The following is an 18,685-nucleotide window of genomic DNA, read 5'->3' as shown; positions in this document are numbered from 1 at the left end:
TCGGCGCGTATTTGGACTAGCTTTTTCGTCATTCGGCTGTCATGCTGAACTCGTTTCAGCATCTGCCTTCGTGTGGGCAAAAGACCCCGAAACAAGTTCGGGGTGACAACCCGCGCGTCATGCTGAACTTGATTCAGCATCCACTCAGCCACCCTTTTGCCCCACCCGTTTAGGAAAGCTCCCTAGACCTTTAGGAAAGTTTCCTAACCCCTTAGGAAAGTTCCCTAAACTTTTAGGAGAGCTCCTGAACCTTTAGGAAGTGTTCCTAAACCGTTAGGAGAGATTCCTAAAGCCTTAGGACGAGTTCCTAAACCGTTAGGAATGTTTCCTAAAAGTTTTTTGCGGGTGCTTGCAGTTATAGGGGTACACTAGTATAGTTTATACAGGTTTAATTGCCACAGGAGGAAAACAATGGCATCAAAAGCAAATACATCTCTTGCAGAGCAGCTTTCTGCCGCGCGCCTTATGGCGGACGGACTCAAGCAGAAAGCGGACGCTGTTTCTGGTGTGGGAATCACGGAGGCGAAGGTAAAGGAGCTTGAGAATTTGACCGAGCTTCTTGCGAGCCAAAACAGCGAGCAGGAGGCTCTCAAGGCTGCTCTAAAAAACAAGACGGCGGCTGTTGATGAGACGCGGAAAAAGCTTTCTGATTGTATGTCCACTATGAAAAAACTGGTTAAAGTCGTGGTGGACAAAAACGATTGGGTGGCGTTCGGTATTTCGGACAAGCAATAGGGACTGTCCAATATGTTCGTTGCTCAGTGTCATTCCGAACTCGTTTCGGAATCCATGCAGCGTAGATGAATACTTTTGGGGCAACCACTTTGTAAGAGCTACAGGCTGTTGGGCGGACAGGCTAAAAACTTGCCCGCCTTTTTTGTGTGGATATTTATGAAGAAAAAGATTGCATTTTTTGTTTTGATGTTGTTTTGTCTGCTCACCGCTGAGGCACAATCTGCACGAAGCGGATTTGCAGACGGCTTTTCAATAGACAGGTATGAGAAGAAAACTTTGGGTGATGCTTATGAAACTGCGCAGCGTTCTTATGAACGAGGAATTTCTGGCGAGCATTTTAAAAGTTATTGCCATTTTATAAACCAGTTTGACTGGTCGAATGGAGGAACTCAAGGTCGTTTTTATGGTGATGATAGTTATTTGGCAGGAGATTTTACAAAAGGTGTTCCATTCCCAAAAGACATTCCGCCTTTTACGTCTCTTATAATTTATTATCATTTTGAAGCTCCGTATTACGCAATATTTCCTTATATCGACGGCTGGGAAGTTGTGAACGAAGCTCGCTTTGTGAATCAAAAATACATAGCAACGGACAATCTCAAAATCAGGGAATCCCCTTCACTTTCGGCAAAGCAAATCGGTCGGCTCGTGAAAGCTGAGTGCGCAACCGTCATCGAGCTGGGCAAAGATGTTATAATCGACGGGATTGAGTCGGCGTGGGTCAAAGTGCGCACAAAAGACGGAGCGGAAGGCTGGTGCTTTGCGGGCTACCTCACCGACGGCACGGAGTACCGAGTGCCGATGTGGAAGAGTGATGACAAAGCGGAGGAGAAAACAAAATGAAAAAGCTATTTCTGATTTTTGCGGCACTGTTCGTGCTGTCGTCGGTGGCGTGGGCGGACGAATTTTTCAAGTGCAGAAAAGAAACTTACATCTATAATTATAAGTATGCTGTTCATAGAGGCGAAGAGTATTCAGAAGAGTTTTACTTCATAAATAATTTTATGATTTATGAATATCAAAATGGACTCACTGTTTTTTATAAAAATGAAAAAGGTGATTATTACCGTGTTTTTGGGAATTACGGGAACTATCACCCTGATTATCTGGGCGATGGGATATTTTCAGCGGCAAAATATGACTTCAATGAGCCTCCAAAGGCAAATATTAAAAATGTCGAGGAAATAAAATACCGCAAAACTGATTTTTACAGAATCCTTGCGGACGAGTTTTACAGGTGGTATCTTCAAAACGAGGCATTTAATAACTCCTCTTACAACCCGGATTTTGACTGCCTTGCAGCATTTGTTGAGATAGCAAAAATCTTTTCAAAAGAAGATTTGCGAATCCTGCGGAACACGATTTATGCAAAATACGGATACGAGTTCAAATCCGCCGACCTGAGCGAGATTTTTTCCAAATGCGACTGGTATTCTCCAAAAGAAAGCAGTGCCGAAAACGTTGAGAAGCGTTTCAACCGCCTTGAATCAAGTTTGCTCGAAGTTATAAAGCTTGCGGAGAAATAATTGCAATTAAGGAAGGAATGAGAAAGTACAATCTTTATTGTGCTTTCAATCGGAGGCGTCCTGTTTTCCGTGCTTGCGTGGACGGCCGACGAATGCCGCTTTTTATCGAAAGAGCTGCTTTTCTCTGTCCTGCATTTTATCATGATGGGCATCTGGTTCTTTTTCCTGCAAATGTGCATTTATGCGACTTGACGGAGGATTTTTTATGAAAGCAAAAAAGATTGTATGTATCGCTCTGGTATTGCTTTTTCAAACTGTGCTGTTTACTTCTTGTGCAAGCAATCCGCCTGCACCGCCCGAAAACGTTGAGCCGTCGCCTGTTTTCAAAAGCGAAGGAATCACCTTCGACGGCTCGGAATGGTATCATGTTCACTTTGCGGACAAGAAAGGCATAACTCAAGCATTTATGAAAAATATGCCCATCATTATCACCGTGAAATTTGGCGACGGGCGAGAGGGACGGATTTGGACAGAGTGCGACGAAAACTCAGAGGTTTTTATCCCGAACCTTAGCGATGAATTTAAAGACTGCAAGATTTCGCTTAAAATCGACAATGAACGATGGCATGAGCTGTGTGAAATCCAAAAAGCCAAAGACGAAGAACAAAAATCCCGCGTCGCTCTGGGCGAAAAGCGAGGGGAAATCCTTTCTCCGAGCCCTGTTCGGTGGACTTTTTCCGACGAGAAAGTGGAAATCACCGTGGAGTTCGGCTTGGGGTATCCAGAGGCTGACGAAATGAAAATCAAGTTTGACTACAAAAAAAGCAAATACAAGTTTTATGCGTGGCAAGGAAAATACGCCGCCACCGACAGCCACATCGAGCTTTTCGTGACGGACTACACAGAAGGCTACAAAGACGGCGTTGGCGGCTACGGAAGCCTTACGGATTACTGCGAGCTTTCCTATTCCTTAGACGGCGACACGCTCACGATACACACGCCGCTTTCCGACATTCTTTATTCTGCGGACGAGCTGTATAAAGGCTACCGCTTTCCTGTTCCGCTGGTGCTGACGAAGGAGGAAAAATGAAAGCAAAGAAAATTATTATTTGCTTTCTCACGGCAATACTTTTCTCGCTTTCAGCACACGCGGAATTTGACGATAACATTCGTCTTGAAGTCGGTTCTTTTTGCTTAGACTTTGGCTGGGGCCTTACATACAGTCCAGAAACGCTGGATAACAGCGAGTCGATTTTTCCGCTTTTGAAGTTCGTTGAAGAAAATTATGACGAGCTAAAGACTGTCAAAAAAAGTTTTTGGAGCGAAATTTTTAAAAAGTCAGACCAAAACGGAGAAGTTTATGAGCTTTGGGTTAGCGAGCATAATGATTCCGAAGACGGAGACCTTAAAACATACCGCGTTAAGAGCGAGGCCGAAGCCGTTCAGATTTTACTTGAGCGCGTTGCTTCTTGCGTAAAAAAGGTAAATCCGCTTAAAAGCAATCTGCTCACGCTTTATCTTGTGGCAAAGAAGTTCGAGCGTGAATCCGGCGAAGCCGACTGGACTGGCGAAATTACGCGGCACACGCTTTCTCATAAAATGACAGGGGATTGGTATCATTATGCGTTTTATTTTTCGCGGGAAAAAGCCGAAGAAAAAGCCCGACAAAACACTGGCTCAATCATTCGCAAATTCGTCCTTAATCAAGAAGATTCAAATATAATTGATTTTTCTTGGGAAACCGAACTTGAAAAAGTTCTTGGCGTAAAATAAAGGGGAAAAATGAAAAAATACATTCCAGCAATCGCATTGGTTTTCCTATCTTCAATTGCTTTCGTTCAAGAAAGATTTACGCCGGTATTGTCAGACTCGCACAAGAAAACAATCTGGGAAGTTGAAAGCGATGTCGTTGTGGACGAAAATATTACGGACACTCGTGGTGACAAAATTACCGTAAAGAGATTTTCCCTGAAAGGCGGCTACACGCTTCTTTTGAGGCCTGTTGTCTGGACTTATAAAGAGCTGGGCCTTTCGTCTCAAGTTTATCTTCAAAATGATGGAAAATTACGGCTGATTGCTGACAGCGACGGAGGCAGTGCTTCAATCCACCCTGAAAAATACATGTACCGCTATTGTAACATTGATTTTGATGACTATTTCATCCTTACAATTTATGGCGGAGCCTACACAAACTATCTTTACGAAAAAAAATCAGGAAGGGTGATTCTTGAATTTGACAGCAGTAACCCCGCCTGCGATACTAAGAACAATCTTCTCGTTTATTGGGATGAGCAAGCTCAAGCCGTTTATCTTTTTGACCTTGCGACCATGAAAAAATATCCGCTTGATTCTTTTCTTGATGAAGAAATACAAAAGAACGGTTACTGGTCGGTTTGTGCAGGCTGGGTGTATGATGCCTTTGAAATCATTGCGGCAGATTCTGAGAAAGTTAAGCTTAGATTTTATGGCTGCTACAAGCCAATCCTTGACAAAAACGGAGAACTTGTTGATTCCGAGGAAAAGAGCATTTACTTTGAGGTAAAAAAGTGAAAAAACTGATTTTGATTTTTGCGCTGATTTTTATTTCGGGCGTTTTGGCAACAGCGCAAGATTCTGCGCTCTGGCGATACGTCAACACGCTAGACGGCGTAAACGTGCGCGACAAGCCGAGCCTTAGCGGAAAGAAGAAGTTTGCGCTCAAATGTAACGAGCGTGTTCAACTCATTGAAGAAACTGCGGAAAAAGAGACAATCGGCGAGTTTGAAGAGCCTTGGTGCAAAATCCGCACACAAGACGGCTCATGGGGATTTGTCTATGGCGCGTATCTTTCAAAATCCCTTGCATCAGCCGCATACTTCCGCTGTTACGAGGCATTGCACCCTGTGGCAGATTATCTTGAAGGGCTTGCAGACGAATTTACTTCGACGATGAACATCGAAAAGAATATGCGCAATATTTCGAGTTTTAACGAAGAGGACACAAACAGAGTTTACGGTCAGGGCATGAACTTTATCTTTTACCCAACAAAAGACAACGAGAGCGGAAAAGAAGGCTATTTTCTTTTGGGCGTTTATGTTTTTGACAATGGTAGCTTGCCAAAGGATTTTCCGATACGGCTTGGCGATTCACTGGAGAAAGTTTACGAGATTTTTGGCAAAGAGCCAAACGGAGAGCGTTATTATCTTGATGACGGCGAAGAGATAAAGGCTTGGGAAGGCTGGGGAAACATTTGCCATGTGGAAATGCTTGTTTTTGACAACGGCGAAAGCGTTATGGGCATAAAGTTTATTTTCGATCCTGGCTGGTAATGGGAAAAGACCTTTGATAAAAACAAGGCGGAACTTTTTAAGTAGTGAGGTTTTATGAAAGTAATGAAAAAGCAGATTGCAATCACGGCACTTTTGTTTTTGCTGACCACTTTTGTGTTTGTGACACAGGGCTTTTGTTTGGACGAAAGAGGAAGTCAAAATCCTTTTGAAATTTCGTGTCCAGTTTTTAATGATGAAAGCGTTCTGGTAAAAAATCAGAAAATTGTTTGCACTGAAGACTTTGCTTCAATTGATTATGTGATTTCTGGCAAGAAGAAAAAAAATATTTCGGCTGTGATTGACTGCAAGGTTTTGGGCTTTCAGAGGCTTTGCAACGACATTCTGATTCCGCTTGATTTTTGCATAAAGAACGGTGGCAAAGAAATCCCGTTTGAAGTCTTTTTGAACGAAACACTGGTTGACAAAAGCGTTTATTACAAAAGTCTAAACGAGGAAAACGGGGAGATTTATAAAACAACAGACAAAATCGAAATAAGATTTGACTTTGAGATAGACGGCGAAAAAACGCTGAATGTGTCTTACAAGAATCTTAGTTATCAGGGCATGTTTTGTTTTTTATATGATATTCCGCTTGCAAGGAACACAGGCGGAGTGCCTGTAGACTACACTTTTGTTTATAAGGGAATTGAAAATTCAGAGATTTATCCGAGCGAAATCGGGATTTCTTTATATGATAAAGCGAATAAATATTTTAGCAAGGCAGAGGATATAAAACTGGATTTTGCTCGTTTTACAGAGGGTGAATTTTTCTGGAAGGCGGACTTAAAGCAACATTCTTTTTCTGAGAACGCAAAATTTGATATTACGTTTGTTCCATTTAACATATTTTATGAAACTTCTGTTTTGTTTATTCCCTATTGGGAAAAAAACGGAAGAATTGTTACACACAATACAGAAGGAAATCTTATCGATTTCTCAAATGAAAAAATCAGCGAAGACTTGCTTTTTTTTATGACAAAATCACAACTTGCGATTTTTAGAAATGCTTTTTATGCCATTCACGGCTACAAGTTCAAAAATAAAAAATACAAAAAATATTTCACTCTGGAAGAATGGTACAAGGTAAATCCCGATTTCAACGAAAGCAACTTAAACGAGATAGAGCGAGCAAACGTCAATCTAATCAAGAAATACGAGGAGAAACAAAAATGAAAAAACATATTTTGCTTGCACTTGTTTTGCTCAATGCCTTTTGTGCTTTTTCAGCAAACAAAATGCGCTTTTATTTGAGCGGAAAACTGCACGGGTTTTATGTGGACTCAAAAGAAGGCTTGAACGTCCGAAGCGAGCCGAACTTGAGCGCAAAGAAAATAGCGACTCTTTTGGACTCGGATTATGTTATCCCTGTGGAAATCGGCGAAAAAGCGACGATTGACGGAACAGAAGATTATTGGGTGAAAATCCTGCTTTATCCAGAGCATCGCAAAGACAAGAAAAAAGACGAATACGGCTGGGTTTTCGGCGCTTATCTTGATGACGCATTCCCAAGTTTTTACGCCGACGAGCTAAAAAAACAGATAAAACAGCGCGGCTTCAATCATTTTCCAGATTTTTGCGACGATGAAGAGACAAACTATATGATTTATGACGAAGATGATGAGCGCTCAAAATGGGCTGCTGTGTATTCAGATAATTCTGTGGGAAGCTGGCGGGACAAATATCCGTATTATAATCGCGCGCTCCCGAACTACTTTGCCACAAGCGAGACAAGCAACGTTTTTGCTCTTACCGTGCGCGAAGCATTTTTCTTGGACACGGACACAGACGGAAAGAGCGCTGAAAATCCAAGATACCACACGATAAAAGTGCTTCCGCCTTTTACCCGCGTCGGCTTGCTTGGCATTTGCGGCTGGGGAATCGAGCTTAAAACAAAGACGCTTTATCCCATTTATTCTGCCCTCGTGAATAACCGCGCAGGTAAAATCCGCGGAATCGACATCGCAAACATTTACGACTCTTCTTACGCATTCATCTCGGAAGAAAAAGGACTTAATTTTGTCTATCAGACAGCATACACGAACGTTCGGACAGACGAAAACGGCGGAGTCGGATTTTACAAAGAGGAGTTCGAAAAAGTTTTGGGCGACAAAAAAACGTACGATTTGGCTTTTCTTAATGGCACAACCGAGATTTCTGCGATGTGTTTCAAAGACAAAGACAAAAAGTGCTTTTCGATTTCGCCAAAAGATTTGACCAAGAAAAACGGCTTTCTTCGCATTTTGTGTCCAAAAAATCTTGCAACAGCAAATCCCCCTGCAATTCTTGAGCAAATCGCGGTCGGAGATTTCAACGAAAAAAAGAGAACCATAAATCAATCCACGACGCTCTATTCGCTAAAAACAAGCGGAGACGAGGCAAAAGCCAAAGAAATCTGCACTTATTCAATAACAACTTCCGACAATTCCAGAAAAGCCCCGAAAGGCATTGCAAACCATTTCTTTGTCTCATCTTCTGAGCATTATGCCGATGCGCTTTATGTTTATGAGTACCAGACGGACGAAAAAGGCAAAGTCATCACGAACGAAACCCGAATCTTTGAGGACAGGGATTACGATAATACTTTCCGCTTTGTAAAAAAATGCGTCGGAGAGCCAAAGCCTGAACGCCCCTTTGGTGAGCCTGATTTTTATGTAAATCCGATTTGCCGCCTTAAAATGAGAGCAGAGCCGAACCTTGACGCTCTTGTTTTTGGCACTCTTGACGCTGGCACGCTGCTGAAAATCGTTGACGTTGACGACAACAACTGGGTTGTGATTGACGGCATAAAAGGCAAATGGCTCAAGGTTGAGGCGGTGAACGATGAGCATTTTGTTGAAGGTGGCGAAGTCAGCACTGGCTGGGTTTTCGGCGGTTATGTGATGTAGGAGAAAAAGATGAGATACAAAATTGCACGTCGTTGCATTCTTTCCGCGCTGTTTTTCGTAGTTCCTTTGTTCTCGCTTTTTGCTGATGTTGTTGACCGATACGAGCTAAACTCTTCGAACAAAATGGTCTTGTATCATCACAAAAAAGGCTGGTCGCCCATTCCTCGCTCAATCGACGCAAAAGAGCCTCTCGTCGTGCTGTTTTATCCCTGCTTTTACCGTGGCTTTATCGGCACGCTGGACTTTAATCTGCACCTAAAGCTCTACCTCTCGCTAAGCGAGGACGTTGGGCTGTTCCATGTCAAGAGCATTCGCGTGCAGGGAGAATCGGGCTGGACGTATTACAACATAACGCAAAACGGCTATTATTCAGGAGATTTTCGTGAAGAGAACCTTTTGTACAACGAGGACGGAACACTTTTTGAAACAGAAGACGGAAAAAACTTGTATTGCACTTTGATTGATTTGCAAAAAGACGTGTACGGGCGAAAAGCGAGTGGCTGGAGCAAAAAGAACGTGAAGGTCATCATTGAATATACGCTTGCAGGCGAGGATCATACGTCGGAACTGGATTATATTTGCGCCCCGCACCATTTTACGCCTGCGGATTTCTTTACGCTTTTTGCAATGCCGTAAAAATAAGGGGATATTTATGAAGAAACTGATTTTTACCGTAATACTTTCTCTTTTAACACTTTTTGCTGTTTTTTCGCAAACGGAATTGGACGGAAACTTTTCTGTTACTGGCAAAAAATATTCCATCTCTTATGAGAGGCGACGCGATGTTTCTGGGAATGAAGAAGTTTCAAGGTGGTTCGCGACAATCTTTTGTAATGGGAAAAACTGGGAACTGAGGCTTCCTGTCGCTGATTACGAAGTGAAAAATTTGAGCGTGCCAAAGTTTTCAGAGACTGACGAGGGCTTTTCGCTTTCGTTCGGCTGGGGCGGCGGAAGATATTTCTGGCATGTGGATTTTTTCTTCAAGGAAATCGGCGGAGAGCCAAATCTGTATAAAGTTTTATCAACTGTAGATGAATGCCTGAGTTTTAAGGACGACGACTGGAAGACGGACACCCAGACCCGTGCAATCAACCCGCCGTTAAAAATCACTGACCTTGATACCGAAAAAATCAACGCTCTGCTTGGTCGTGGCGAGATTTACACCACGCTCGTTACCTGCTCGGATTCGGACTTCAACAACGAAATCAAGGACAAGACCATGCACCTTGAAGTGTGGCGTGACAGAAAATGGATTCAGAGTCTTGAATACAAATATACCGAGGATTTTGCAGAACTGTTCGGCATCAAAAAGAAATTCAAGATGGTCGATTTGAACTTTGACGGCTATGCCGACATTCTGATTTTGGCAGGTTGTACGGCGGGCGGCGCACAGCCTTATTACGAGGCTTTTTTCTGGAACGCTGAAAAAGGGCAATTCGATTTTGCTCCGCCTTTTTGGCAAACTGTCACGAACACAAACCTGAAGTGCGACTCTGAAAACAGGCTGCTTTATTCTTCGTGGCTGCACACATCGGGCGTGATGACGTATTACATCTACGAATTTGCGGAAGGCAAATACAGCGCAAAGGCGGCTTTGTTCCACGACACCGAAACTGGGCTGTATTCTTATGAATTCAACTGGAATCCTCAAAAAGAAGACGGCGGAATAAACTGGTTTTCTTACGAGGAGCTTTCAGCGGAATGGAAGCGAGTGCTTGAGTTTGACGGCTTTGATTTTTGAGGAGAAAAAATGAAAAATCCGCAGGTTCCGATACGAAATATTGTAATTTCATTTATTATTCACGCACTTACAGTTGCTATATTCTATTGCTTGTTTATTGCTGGCTGGGAATTCTTGGAGCATTTCACGAATCATGCCACACACGGAAAACTTTCTGAAGGACTTGGCTCATATTATAGCTTCATTTTGTTTGCCGTCGTAGAATTAATCCTTACCTTTATTCCCTGGTTCAAATGGAAAATTCCATTGGTCGTTCTGTACGCCGCTTTAATGTTTTTGCAGTGGTTTGGGCTTCCACCGTGTTGGACTCCCTACAGATTCTTGTATCATGCGGTTCTCGGAACTGCCCTTATGATTTTTACTGAAGTCATCATAAAATATATTGAGAAAAAATGAGGAGAAAATATGGATTTTATGAATCTGAGAAAAAGCAGACTTTTTGCCTTTGTTTTGCTTTTTGCGATGACAGCAGCTTTTTCGGACAAAGCTCGGTTTTACCAGAATGGCAAAGTCATCGACACGATGTATGTGGATTCGACGGAAGGATTGCGCGTCCGGGATAATCCTTCGCTAAAGTCAAATCGTCTTTGCGGACTCTAGCACAGGCTGCCCGTTAAAGTCGTGGCGATTGGAAAAGAAGAGACGATTGACGGCATAACGGCTCCGTGGGGTGAGATTCTGATTCCGCGCTACGAGTGGAAAAATGAAGAGCCTGAATATGGCTGGGTTTTCGGCGGTTATGTGATGTAGGAGATTTTTATGGTTTTTAGGATTTCTAGAAAGAAAATATTTTTTGTTTTGATGTTGTTTTGTCTGCTCACCGCTGAGGCACAATCTGCACGAAGCGGATTTGTGGACGGCTTCGACAAGAGCAAATATGAACCAATCTGGATTAGTTCAATAGAAAGAATCGAAAATGAAGCTTATAAGGCTGGAGTTTATGAATCTGCTCCAGGAATGGCTTTTAAAAGTCAGGGACATCTGGTGCTCAACGAATATGATAAGGATGATCCGGATATCCAGATGAGGAATTTAAGGTTCTTTGGAGATGGAGAATATTGTTTTGGGTTTTGGGCTGATGGAAAATCGTTTCCTGATGATATGCCGCTTTTTACATCTGTTGAAATTTATTATTCATTTGTAGCCAATCGTTTTAGAGGAGAAGATGTTTTAATATGTTACATTGACGGCTGGCGTGTCGTTGACGATGTGCGCTTTGTCAACCATAAATATGTTGCAACAGACAACTTGAGAATCCGTTCTACTCCATCTCTCGATGCAGAAAAAATCGGTCTTTTGAAAAAAAAGGAAAAAGCCACAGTCATCGAAGTTGGCGAAGATGTCACAATCGACGGAATCGAATCTACGTGGGTCAAAGTGCTCACGAAAGACGGAGCGAAAGGCTGGTGCTTCGCGGGCTACCTCACCGACGGCACGGAATACCGAGTGCCGCTGTGGAAGAGTGCTGAGAAAGCGGAGAAAACAAAATGAAAAAACTTATTTTCTGGACAATGATTTTGCTGGGGGCATTTTTACTGGTTTCCTGTGCCTCAAGTGATTTTAAAACTGACAATATTGAGCTTAATGGAAAAAACTGGCTTAAACTTCAGTTTACGGACCAAAATGGTCTTCCAATCCAGAATCTTGAATGTCAAATCATTGTTGTGCTGGACGATGGCCAGGAAGGAATTATCAAGGTTAAAAGCGACCGGAAGGGGCAGATCCACATTAAGAAGATTCCGGAAAATATGGGTTATGGCGTTTTCATCAGAGAGCCGGAGCTGAAATTCTCGGTCCAGGTTCAGTATACCGGATATGGACCATATTATGCTTGTCGTGCTTTCGCAATAAACAATGGAGAACCTCTTCTAAAAAAAGAAACTACAACCGATGACGAGGGAAAAACCATCCTTGAAAACATTTCAGGCGGGGAAGAATACTGCATTTATCTTGATACGGTCTTTCACGTCATGCAGCTTTCCTATTAAAAAATTCAGGAGTTTTCCCCTGTCTCCAAAGAGGCAGGGGCCGGGCTTTCCAGGGCTACCGCTTCCCCGTTCCGCTCGTGCTGACAAAGGAGATGTCACAATGAAACACAGAGTCATAAAAATCATTCTTGCACTACAGATTGCTGTCTATGCGATTGGGGTTGCCGCCTTTCTGCTCCGTCGCTTGGACGGCATACACTATGTTTTTGAGGGCGGACAGGTTGTCGAATCTGATTCCGCTTTTCTCAAAACCTTGGGACATATCGGCGACACTGCGAATGCGTTTTTTTTGTACACCGTTATTTTCGGCTGGATTGCAGTGCTGCCGTTATCGATTGCGGGAATTGTGCTCTCGTTTTTTTCAAAAAGCTGGAAAGGGCTTACTCCCTCACTCGTGAACGCTGGTATTTCGATTGTCTGGGTGTTGATATTCATTTCGATTTACTCGTCTTTTCCTTTTGAGCCAAGGCTGAAGCCCGTGTACAATCTCACTTGGCATTTGTTGGACGATTCTCTTCAGGGCGATAAAATCATTTTGACTTGCAAAAACAAATATGCAGAGCCTCCTGTTGAGAAAAAGAAAAACGTTGTGGCAGGAAAGACAAAAAAGATTCGCCTGCCCGATGAGGATTTTGAGGATGTTGAGGGCGTTTCAAAGTCAGACGAAAATGTGAGAGTTTTTGTTCCCTACGGCTTTTTCATCAACTGGCGGGAGGATTTGGACAAATATGTAAAACAGGATTCCTACGAAATCATCGTCTACAAAAGGCCAGAAATCACGGAGGACGAAGAAAAGTTCGTGATGGAAAATGTTCCGCGCGACGCAGATTTTGAGCTGTGCTACTGGGACAAGGACGCGCGCCGATTCGTTCACATCGCTTCAAGCGACGGCGTTTTTTACAAGAAAGACAGAAGCGAAGAGCTTCTTTTGGATTCAGAAAAAGAATATCCCGATTCAGATGAGCAGTTCAATCTTTTTATGAGCGTTAAAAGCTCGGTTTATGCTGGCGAAACATACCTCATCACGCTGAGCTACGAGCGGGACAAGAGCTTTTTGCCTGTCAAAAACTGGCGGACTTATCAGCAGAACGGCAGGGAAATCAGGACGTTGAACCTTGAGCTGAACGGCACGCAGTGTATTAAGACACAGTACATCGACAAGGAAACGGGCAAGCCAATAGCACACTGCAACGCCACAATCTATGTGATTTTTGAAGACGAAGAGAGAAAGAACGAGGAAGCCGCGATTGAAACGCAAACCGACGAAAACGGCTATCTTTTGGTGGAAAATATCCCCGACGGCGTTGCGCTTTATACTATGTTCGACTGACGAGAAATTGTGAAAGTAGGAAAAAATGGGAGACGCATTGGGGAAAGCTCTTTGGGCAGTCTTTCTGGTAATTTGCTTTATGGCTCTGCATTGGGCGGCTTCTCATTACGACTGGGACGATTTCGTATAATTTTAGGTATTTTTTCGACCGCACTTTTATTGAATTACTTTTTCATCTTTATCTTGACTTTAACAAGACCTTTAACAGTATTATTGGTGATTAGTTGTTGCGGGGCTTAGAGCGTCCTTTCAACAACTAGTCGCAACGCCTACTCTGCCGACCTGAATTCCGTCGAAAATCCTGCATCGTACAGTTTGCTTGGAGTGTACTTTTCGCCCAAAAAATCTCCCACCAAAATCAAAGCGGTTTTTGAGATTCCGTTTTCGCGAGTTTTTTCTGCAATATTTTCGAGCGTTCCTCGGACGATTTTTTCGTCAGGCCAAGTTGCCTTGTAAACTACCGCGACCGGAGTTTCGTTCGTGTATACCCCGCCCTTTTTTAATTCTTCTGCAAGGGACGAAATCATTCCTGTGCTCAAAAAAATTGCCATGCTTGAGCCGTGCTTAGAAAGTTCACGGATTTTTTCGCGTTCAGGAACTGGCGTTCTGCCTTCCATTCGTGTAATAATCACAGTCTGCGAAAGTTCGGGAACCGTATATTCTGTTTTTAGGGCACTCGCCGCTCCGCAAAAACTTGAAACGCCAGGAACCACTTCATATTCGATTCCGGCCTTTTTTAATTCTTCCATTTGCTCCCGAATCGCACCGTAAAGGCACGGGTCGCCGGTATGAAGCCGCACGCAAAGTTTTTTCTCGTTTTCCGCGCGAACAAGAATTCCGTTAGTTTCTTTTAGCGAAAGTTTTGAACTGTCAAAAAACTCGCAGTCAGCTTTGCACATTTTTAAAAGCTCTGGATTCACAAGGCTTCCTGCCCAAACTACGATATCTGCTTTTTCAAGGAGTCTAGCTCCGCGCAAAGTAATTAAATCCGCAGCTCCGCTTCCAGCTCCAACAAAATAAATCATGCGTTCCCCCTGCCTTTTACGATTAAAATACTCATGTATGAATCCTTAAAAAAATCATCAGAAAGTCCTAAAAGTTCGCTTCCGCATACAAGAAGTTCGTTTGGTTGACCTGCATCCCGCACGAGAGTCGAGTTTTCTAAAAGCGAGGCATTTTTGACTTTTTTTAAGATTTCTTTTAAAAATCTTGCGGATTTCATAAAGACTTTCGTTCCCTCTGCTCCGAGAACTTCGTCGATTTTCCCTTCCGAAAAATATTTGTCCCCTGGAATTATTCTTATTTCTTCGTCTGGCAAAGAAAGTTCAATTTTGGCCGTCGCGGCCGCCGCGCAAAAAGACGTTACTCCAGAAACAAATTCGATTTTTACGCCATGTGTTTCAATCATTTTTGAAATTCTTGCAGATGTGGAATAAATTGAAACGTCGCCTATAGAAACAAAGGCACAATTTCCGTCTTTTAAGGCTTCAAGAATTTTATTTTGTGCCTCGTCGTATTCGTTTTGCCGGACTTTCTGATTTTTTGTCATTGAAAAAACAAGAGACTCAAATCTTTTTGAATCAAATGTTGAATCAGAATCTAAATCAAAGAGATTTTTTACTTCGTTAATCGTATCGAATGCAATGTGATTTTTTGAATCTGCTTTTGTGAGCGGATAAAAAATCGTCTTGCAGTTTTTTAAAACTTCCACCGCTTCCAGCGTAAGGAATTTGCTTCCTCCTGGGCCTGTGCTCACTGCGTAAAAAGTATTCTGCATAAAAACATTGTAACAAATTTATCGTAAAAAGTGGATTGGTTTTCTGAAGATAAAATCAAAGTGGTTTGGTTTTGTTAGTGTTCAACCTGTAGAAAAAATTCCGTCTTGACGATACCCTATCTTTATGTCACTTACACAGGAAAATTTTATACAGCTTACGGAACACGTTTTTTACATCAAAATGCAGACAAACATCGGAGTGATTAAGATTCCGCGTGGAACGCACACCGATGTGTATATAATTGATTCTGGAAACGACGATGTTATTGCGCAAAAAATCCTTGAAATCCTAAAAAATAATATTCCGGACGCAAAGTTGCAAGCCATAATCAACACTCATTCGCACGCAGACCATTGCGGCGGAAATCCGTATATTTTTCAGCAGACTGGATGCGAAATTTGGACTAGCAAAGGCGAAGCGTCTTTAATGGAATACCCGGAGATTGAAACCGCGCTCATTTGGGGCGGAACTGCGATTCACGACATTCATTCAAAATTTCTTCTCGCAAAACCGAGCCATGCCACAAAAATAATTGAGGAAGGCAAAGATGAGATTTTAAAAATTGATGAAAAAAATCAACTTGCAATAAAACCGATTTCGCTTCCAGGTCACTACATGAATCAAATCGGGCTTTTAATCGTTGATACTGACGGAAAAAAATCTTTTTTTATGGGTGATGCCATTTCTGGGCGGAACGTTATAAAGCGGTATTGGATTCAGTATCTTTTGGACGAGACAAAATCCAAAGAGTCGCTTCACAAGCTTGCTCAAATTGAATCGGATTTTTACGTTCCGAGTCACGGAGATTTGGTTGAAGATATTGAAGGCCTTTCGGAACTGAACATAATTGCATTGCTCGAAACCGAAAAACTGATTCTCGACATTTTAAGAACGCCAAAAACGACCGAGGAGATTTTAAAAGAAGTCGCTGACCGAAACGGCATAAAACTCGGCATAAGCCAGTTCGTTTTGATTGGCAGCACGCTCCGGTCTTATTTGACAGGACTTTACGAAGAAGAAAAAATCGGCTGGTCTATTGAAGACAATATTTTGCGTTGGCACCGGACTGAGCTAAAATAATAGCCCGAATGTCGCGTTTCTTGTCATTCCCGCACTTGATGCGGGAATCTATAGTTTTAGATTATCGGGGGCGACAATTCGCCTTACGTGCTGAACCGAATCTCCGCTATTTTTTTTTACTTCGTTTACTTTTTCGCCGATTAAACTGTTTATTTCGTCGCGTCGGGCTGAATCGGCAAACTTTAGTTCATCAATTCGCTTTGCCCAATCATAAAAAGTCTCCCGATTTTTTTTGTGGGCAAGTTTTTTTAGCGTCTGAGGAATCATTTTTGCAAAGTAAAGTGGATTTTCATCGCTTTCAACGTGCGAAATTATCTCAAAAAGTTCTTCTTCCTTTGTCTCGCAGGCGCAAGGCATAATAACGTCATGGAGTTTTTTTAGACTTTCGCTTGAGAAGTTTGCAATGTCGCAGTCCACAGATGGGCTCAGCGTAAAAAAGTAGTCACTTTCGAGCGTTAGCGAAGTTTCGCCAGCCTGAATAAGGAGCGTGAATTTTCCTTCATCCTTTTTCGATTTGCCTTTTACCTTCGTAATTTTCTTGCAAATTGACTTTAATTTTTTTTGTTGTAGAATTTCTGCTTGAACAAAAGCATGAATTTCTTTTTTGCAAGAACTGAGTCTATCATCAATTTTGTGCCTTCGTCAGATTTTTTTGAAGTGTCGATGCACAAAATAAATTCAATGTTCGCATTCTGTCGTTTGTTGCTCTGTTTTCCGCCGCGGTACGTTGTATATTCGTTCGTCACGAGAGAGAGTTTTCCTCGCTTCATGCAGATTTCGAGCATTTTTTCAAACGGAATTATTCCGTCGGTGGAATAACTTACGAGAATATGCTTTGCGTCAAGGTTTTCGATTAAATCCTCGAATGATTTCTGGGCATCGTCCTTGTAGCAGTAGCTTGAGCGCGTCTGAATCCAGTCGTGCCGGATTCCGGCTTTTTCTTTTAGAACTCCCTTGTTGTTCAGTTCAAGGCTTGCAGGTACGTGGTCCCACTTTGCAATCGTGTTCAGAATATGGTAATTGCTTCCGTACTGATGCTGGTTATACGGCGGGTCAAGGTACGCAATGTCGAGATTTTTTAGCTTTCGGGCGAGTTGGTTCGCGTCCTCCATAAAAATGTGCATTTTTTGATTTGAATCCGTCAAAACTGGCAGGTTCAGCTGAATCTTGCCAAAAATGCGTTTTAATGCGTCTTTTCCGTGACCGCCAAATTCCTTGTGGAATGCCTTAAAAACTCCGCTCGTGTTGTTGTGAGTCGCAGCTTCGTAAATCAACTCTGCCAAAAGAAGATTCTTTCGTTTGTCGGAGTCATTAAAATTGCCTTCGATGTAATTTCGGATTTTGTCGATTGCAAGTGCGTTCTGCCGCGTATAAAAAAGTCTTTCGGTGCGGTAGTCGGCCTTGTCCGCTTCAAATTCCTTTGGGGCGTAATACTTTGCGATGTATTGGTCGTCTTCGCTTGGAGGCGGCAAATTGTTTATTTCGCGCAAAAGTGAGCAAAATTTTTCTTCTGAGCCAAAAAGGTCTTTTATGTCGCTCTTGTTTGTCTCCAAAAAGCCACGGTTAATCACGTTCGAGTAATATTCCCAATCGTTCGCGAATACTTCAAATTGAAGTTCCTTCGCAAAGCGCGCGACAACCCCGCTTCCAGAAAAAGCGTCTAGAAATTTTAATCCAGCTTTTATTTCAAGACCTGTTTTTTCGATTGCGGAGTATATGAGTGGCAAAAGTTTTCGCTTGTTACCGATGTAAGCGATGATTTGTTCCGTTAGGTAGGATGATGAGAAATCCAAAGCAGACCACCTTATTTATTTGCCTTGCCGCTGGCTTCGGTTATTTCATAAACATCAACGATTTTTCCATCGTCCCACTGAACGGCAACAAAATGTTTTTTTTCAATCTGATAAATAAAACATGTTCCGCGCCCAGATTTTTTTTTCAAGTCAACGGGCGCACCGAATACTTCAATAAATTTGTCTGGCGTATAAGATTCAATTTCGTCGATATTTTGTAAAATTTCGATAGCAGGGCGTTTTGCTTCCTGAGTTTTAACGGTATTAAGTTCTAGTTTTTTTTTCTCAGAGATTTTATGAAGCTGGTCATCAAGGAAAGAGAAAATAATCTTTTTTCTTGAGAGCAATTTGTATGAAAAAACTTTTACCTTACCGCATTCAACGATAAGGTTTGGCTCACCAAAAGTTTTCCTAACTTCTTCGGATGTGCTTCCAAGTTCTGTGGCAACAAGTCGGCTTTTCTTTTGATATGCTGTAAATCCTAGTATGCCGAATGCGATTATGATGAGAAAAAAAGGAATAAAAAAAAGCCGAATGCGGTTCATTAACAACCTCTGTTGCATTTTTTGTTATTTATATTA

General features: G+C 42.4%; 23 protein-coding genes. 18 read left to right on the top strand and 5 right to left on the bottom strand.

What is annotated here, in order from left to right; genetic code table 11:
* Positions 1-411 precede the first annotated feature (411 nt).
* The 17 genes from JI65_RS09400 (at position 412) to JI65_RS09325 (ending at position 13,453) form a co-directional block, all read left to right on the top strand.
* A complete protein-coding gene (locus tag JI65_RS09400; RefSeq protein ID WP_191015633.1) occupies positions 412-735 on the top strand; it encodes a hypothetical protein in 324 nt (107 codons plus the stop codon).
* Between the two features lie 156 nt (positions 736-891).
* Entirely contained in the window at positions 892-1,578 is a 687-nt protein-coding gene (locus JI65_RS09395; RefSeq protein WP_191015631.1) for an SH3 domain-containing protein, read from the top strand.
* Complete coding sequence (locus JI65_RS09390; RefSeq protein ID WP_191015628.1) at positions 1,575-2,261, top strand: YARHG domain-containing protein; 687 nt, start codon at positions 1,575-1,577, stop codon at positions 2,259-2,261. The genes JI65_RS09395 and JI65_RS09390 overlap by 4 nt, the downstream gene beginning before the upstream one ends.
* A 205-nt stretch (positions 2,262-2,466) precedes the next feature.
* On the top strand, positions 2,467-3,291 hold the full coding sequence (locus JI65_RS09385) for a hypothetical protein (RefSeq protein WP_191015625.1): 825 nt from the start codon (positions 2,467-2,469) through the stop codon (positions 3,289-3,291).
* Positions 3,288-3,974, top strand: coding sequence for a hypothetical protein (locus JI65_RS09380; protein WP_191015623.1), 687 nt, complete (start codon positions 3,288-3,290; stop codon positions 3,972-3,974). Before JI65_RS09385 ends, JI65_RS09380 begins: the two co-directional genes overlap by 4 nt.
* A 9-nt stretch (positions 3,975-3,983) precedes the next feature.
* On the top strand, positions 3,984-4,751 hold the full coding sequence (locus tag JI65_RS09375) for a hypothetical protein (RefSeq protein ID WP_191015620.1): 768 nt from the start codon (positions 3,984-3,986) through the stop codon (positions 4,749-4,751).
* Entirely contained in the window at positions 4,748-5,509 is a 762-nt protein-coding gene (locus JI65_RS09370; protein WP_242457209.1) for an SH3 domain-containing protein, read from the top strand. The genes JI65_RS09375 and JI65_RS09370 overlap by 4 nt, the downstream gene beginning before the upstream one ends.
* Before the next feature lie 54 nt (positions 5,510-5,563).
* Positions 5,564-6,682 (top strand): YARHG domain-containing protein, encoded by a 1,119-nt coding sequence (locus JI65_RS09365; protein WP_191015617.1) that lies wholly within the window; start codon positions 5,564-5,566, stop codon positions 6,680-6,682.
* Positions 6,679-8,394 (top strand): SH3 domain-containing protein, encoded by a 1,716-nt coding sequence (locus JI65_RS09360; protein WP_191015614.1) that lies wholly within the window; start codon positions 6,679-6,681, stop codon positions 8,392-8,394. The genes JI65_RS09365 and JI65_RS09360 overlap by 4 nt, the downstream gene beginning before the upstream one ends.
* A 9-nt stretch (positions 8,395-8,403) precedes the next feature.
* Positions 8,404-9,030 carry a hypothetical protein gene (locus tag JI65_RS09355; RefSeq protein ID WP_191015611.1) on the top strand — a complete coding sequence of 209 codons (627 nt, stop codon included), beginning with the start codon at positions 8,404-8,406 and terminating at the stop codon, positions 9,028-9,030.
* 16 nt (positions 9,031-9,046) lie between these two features.
* Positions 9,047-10,135: an XAC2610-related protein gene (locus JI65_RS09350; RefSeq protein ID WP_191015609.1), complete on the top strand. Its 1,089-nt coding sequence runs from the start codon at positions 9,047-9,049 to the stop codon at positions 10,133-10,135.
* Between the two features lie 9 nt (positions 10,136-10,144).
* On the top strand, positions 10,145-10,531 hold the full coding sequence (locus JI65_RS09345; protein ID WP_191015606.1) for a hypothetical protein: 387 nt from the start codon (positions 10,145-10,147) through the stop codon (positions 10,529-10,531).
* 9 nt (positions 10,532-10,540) lie between these two features.
* On the top strand, positions 10,541-10,735 hold the full coding sequence (locus tag JI65_RS09340) for a hypothetical protein (RefSeq protein WP_191015604.1): 195 nt from the start codon (positions 10,541-10,543) through the stop codon (positions 10,733-10,735).
* Positions 10,736-10,756: 21 nt separating this feature from the next.
* The gene (locus JI65_RS17545) at positions 10,757-10,885 is read left to right on the top strand and encodes a hypothetical protein (RefSeq protein WP_277950595.1); all 129 of its coding nucleotides are present in this window, start codon (positions 10,757-10,759) and stop codon (positions 10,883-10,885) included.
* Between the two features lie 9 nt (positions 10,886-10,894).
* The gene (locus JI65_RS09335; RefSeq protein ID WP_191015601.1) at positions 10,895-11,626 is read left to right on the top strand and encodes an SH3 domain-containing protein; all 732 of its coding nucleotides are present in this window, start codon (positions 10,895-10,897) and stop codon (positions 11,624-11,626) included.
* On the top strand, positions 11,623-12,123 hold the full coding sequence (locus tag JI65_RS09330; protein ID WP_191015599.1) for a hypothetical protein: 501 nt from the start codon (positions 11,623-11,625) through the stop codon (positions 12,121-12,123). Before JI65_RS09335 ends, JI65_RS09330 begins: the two co-directional genes overlap by 4 nt.
* A 100-nt stretch (positions 12,124-12,223) precedes the next feature.
* Positions 12,224-13,453: a hypothetical protein gene (locus tag JI65_RS09325; RefSeq protein ID WP_191015597.1), complete on the top strand. Its 1,230-nt coding sequence runs from the start codon at positions 12,224-12,226 to the stop codon at positions 13,451-13,453.
* Between the two features lie 269 nt (positions 13,454-13,722).
* On the opposite strand, the gene cobM is transcribed toward JI65_RS09325, so the two are convergent.
* Together cobM and JI65_RS09315 are read right to left on the bottom strand one after the other, a co-directional pair.
* On the bottom strand, positions 13,723-14,478 hold the full coding sequence (cobM, locus tag JI65_RS09320) for a precorrin-4 C(11)-methyltransferase (protein ID WP_191015594.1): 756 nt from the start codon (positions 14,476-14,478) through the stop codon (positions 13,723-13,725).
* Entirely contained in the window at positions 14,475-15,230 is a 756-nt protein-coding gene (locus JI65_RS09315; protein ID WP_191015592.1) for a precorrin-2 C(20)-methyltransferase, read from the bottom strand. Before JI65_RS09315 ends, cobM begins: the two co-directional genes overlap by 4 nt.
* Before the next feature lie 124 nt (positions 15,231-15,354).
* Here JI65_RS09315 and JI65_RS09310 point away from each other — a divergent pair, with 124 nt between their 5' ends.
* Positions 15,355-16,311 (top strand): MBL fold metallo-hydrolase, encoded by a 957-nt coding sequence (locus JI65_RS09310; protein ID WP_191015590.1) that lies wholly within the window; start codon positions 15,355-15,357, stop codon positions 16,309-16,311.
* A 48-nt stretch (positions 16,312-16,359) separates the two neighbouring features.
* Here JI65_RS09310 and JI65_RS09305 read toward each other — a convergent pair whose 3' ends face one another.
* The 3 genes from JI65_RS09305 to JI65_RS09295 all read right to left on the bottom strand — a co-directional run bounded on the left by JI65_RS09305 (position 16,360) and on the right by JI65_RS09295 (position 18,649).
* Positions 16,360-16,728 carry a hypothetical protein gene (locus tag JI65_RS09305; RefSeq protein ID WP_191015588.1) on the bottom strand — a complete coding sequence of 123 codons (369 nt, stop codon included), beginning with the start codon at positions 16,726-16,728 and terminating at the stop codon, positions 16,360-16,362.
* 134 nt (positions 16,729-16,862) lie between these two features.
* On the bottom strand, positions 16,863-18,104 hold the full coding sequence (locus tag JI65_RS09300) for a DNA adenine methylase (RefSeq protein ID WP_191015585.1): 1,242 nt from the start codon (positions 18,102-18,104) through the stop codon (positions 16,863-16,865).
* 11 nt (positions 18,105-18,115) lie between these two features.
* On the bottom strand, positions 18,116-18,649 hold the full coding sequence (locus tag JI65_RS09295) for a hypothetical protein (RefSeq protein ID WP_191015583.1): 534 nt from the start codon (positions 18,647-18,649) through the stop codon (positions 18,116-18,118).
* Positions 18,650-18,685 lie beyond the last annotated feature (36 nt).

Source organism: Treponema zioleckii (assembly GCF_014737315.1).
Classification (GTDB): domain Bacteria; phylum Spirochaetota; class Spirochaetia; order Treponematales; family Treponemataceae; genus Treponema_D; species Treponema_D zioleckii.
This window is presented reverse-complemented; position numbering and strand designations above follow the sequence as displayed.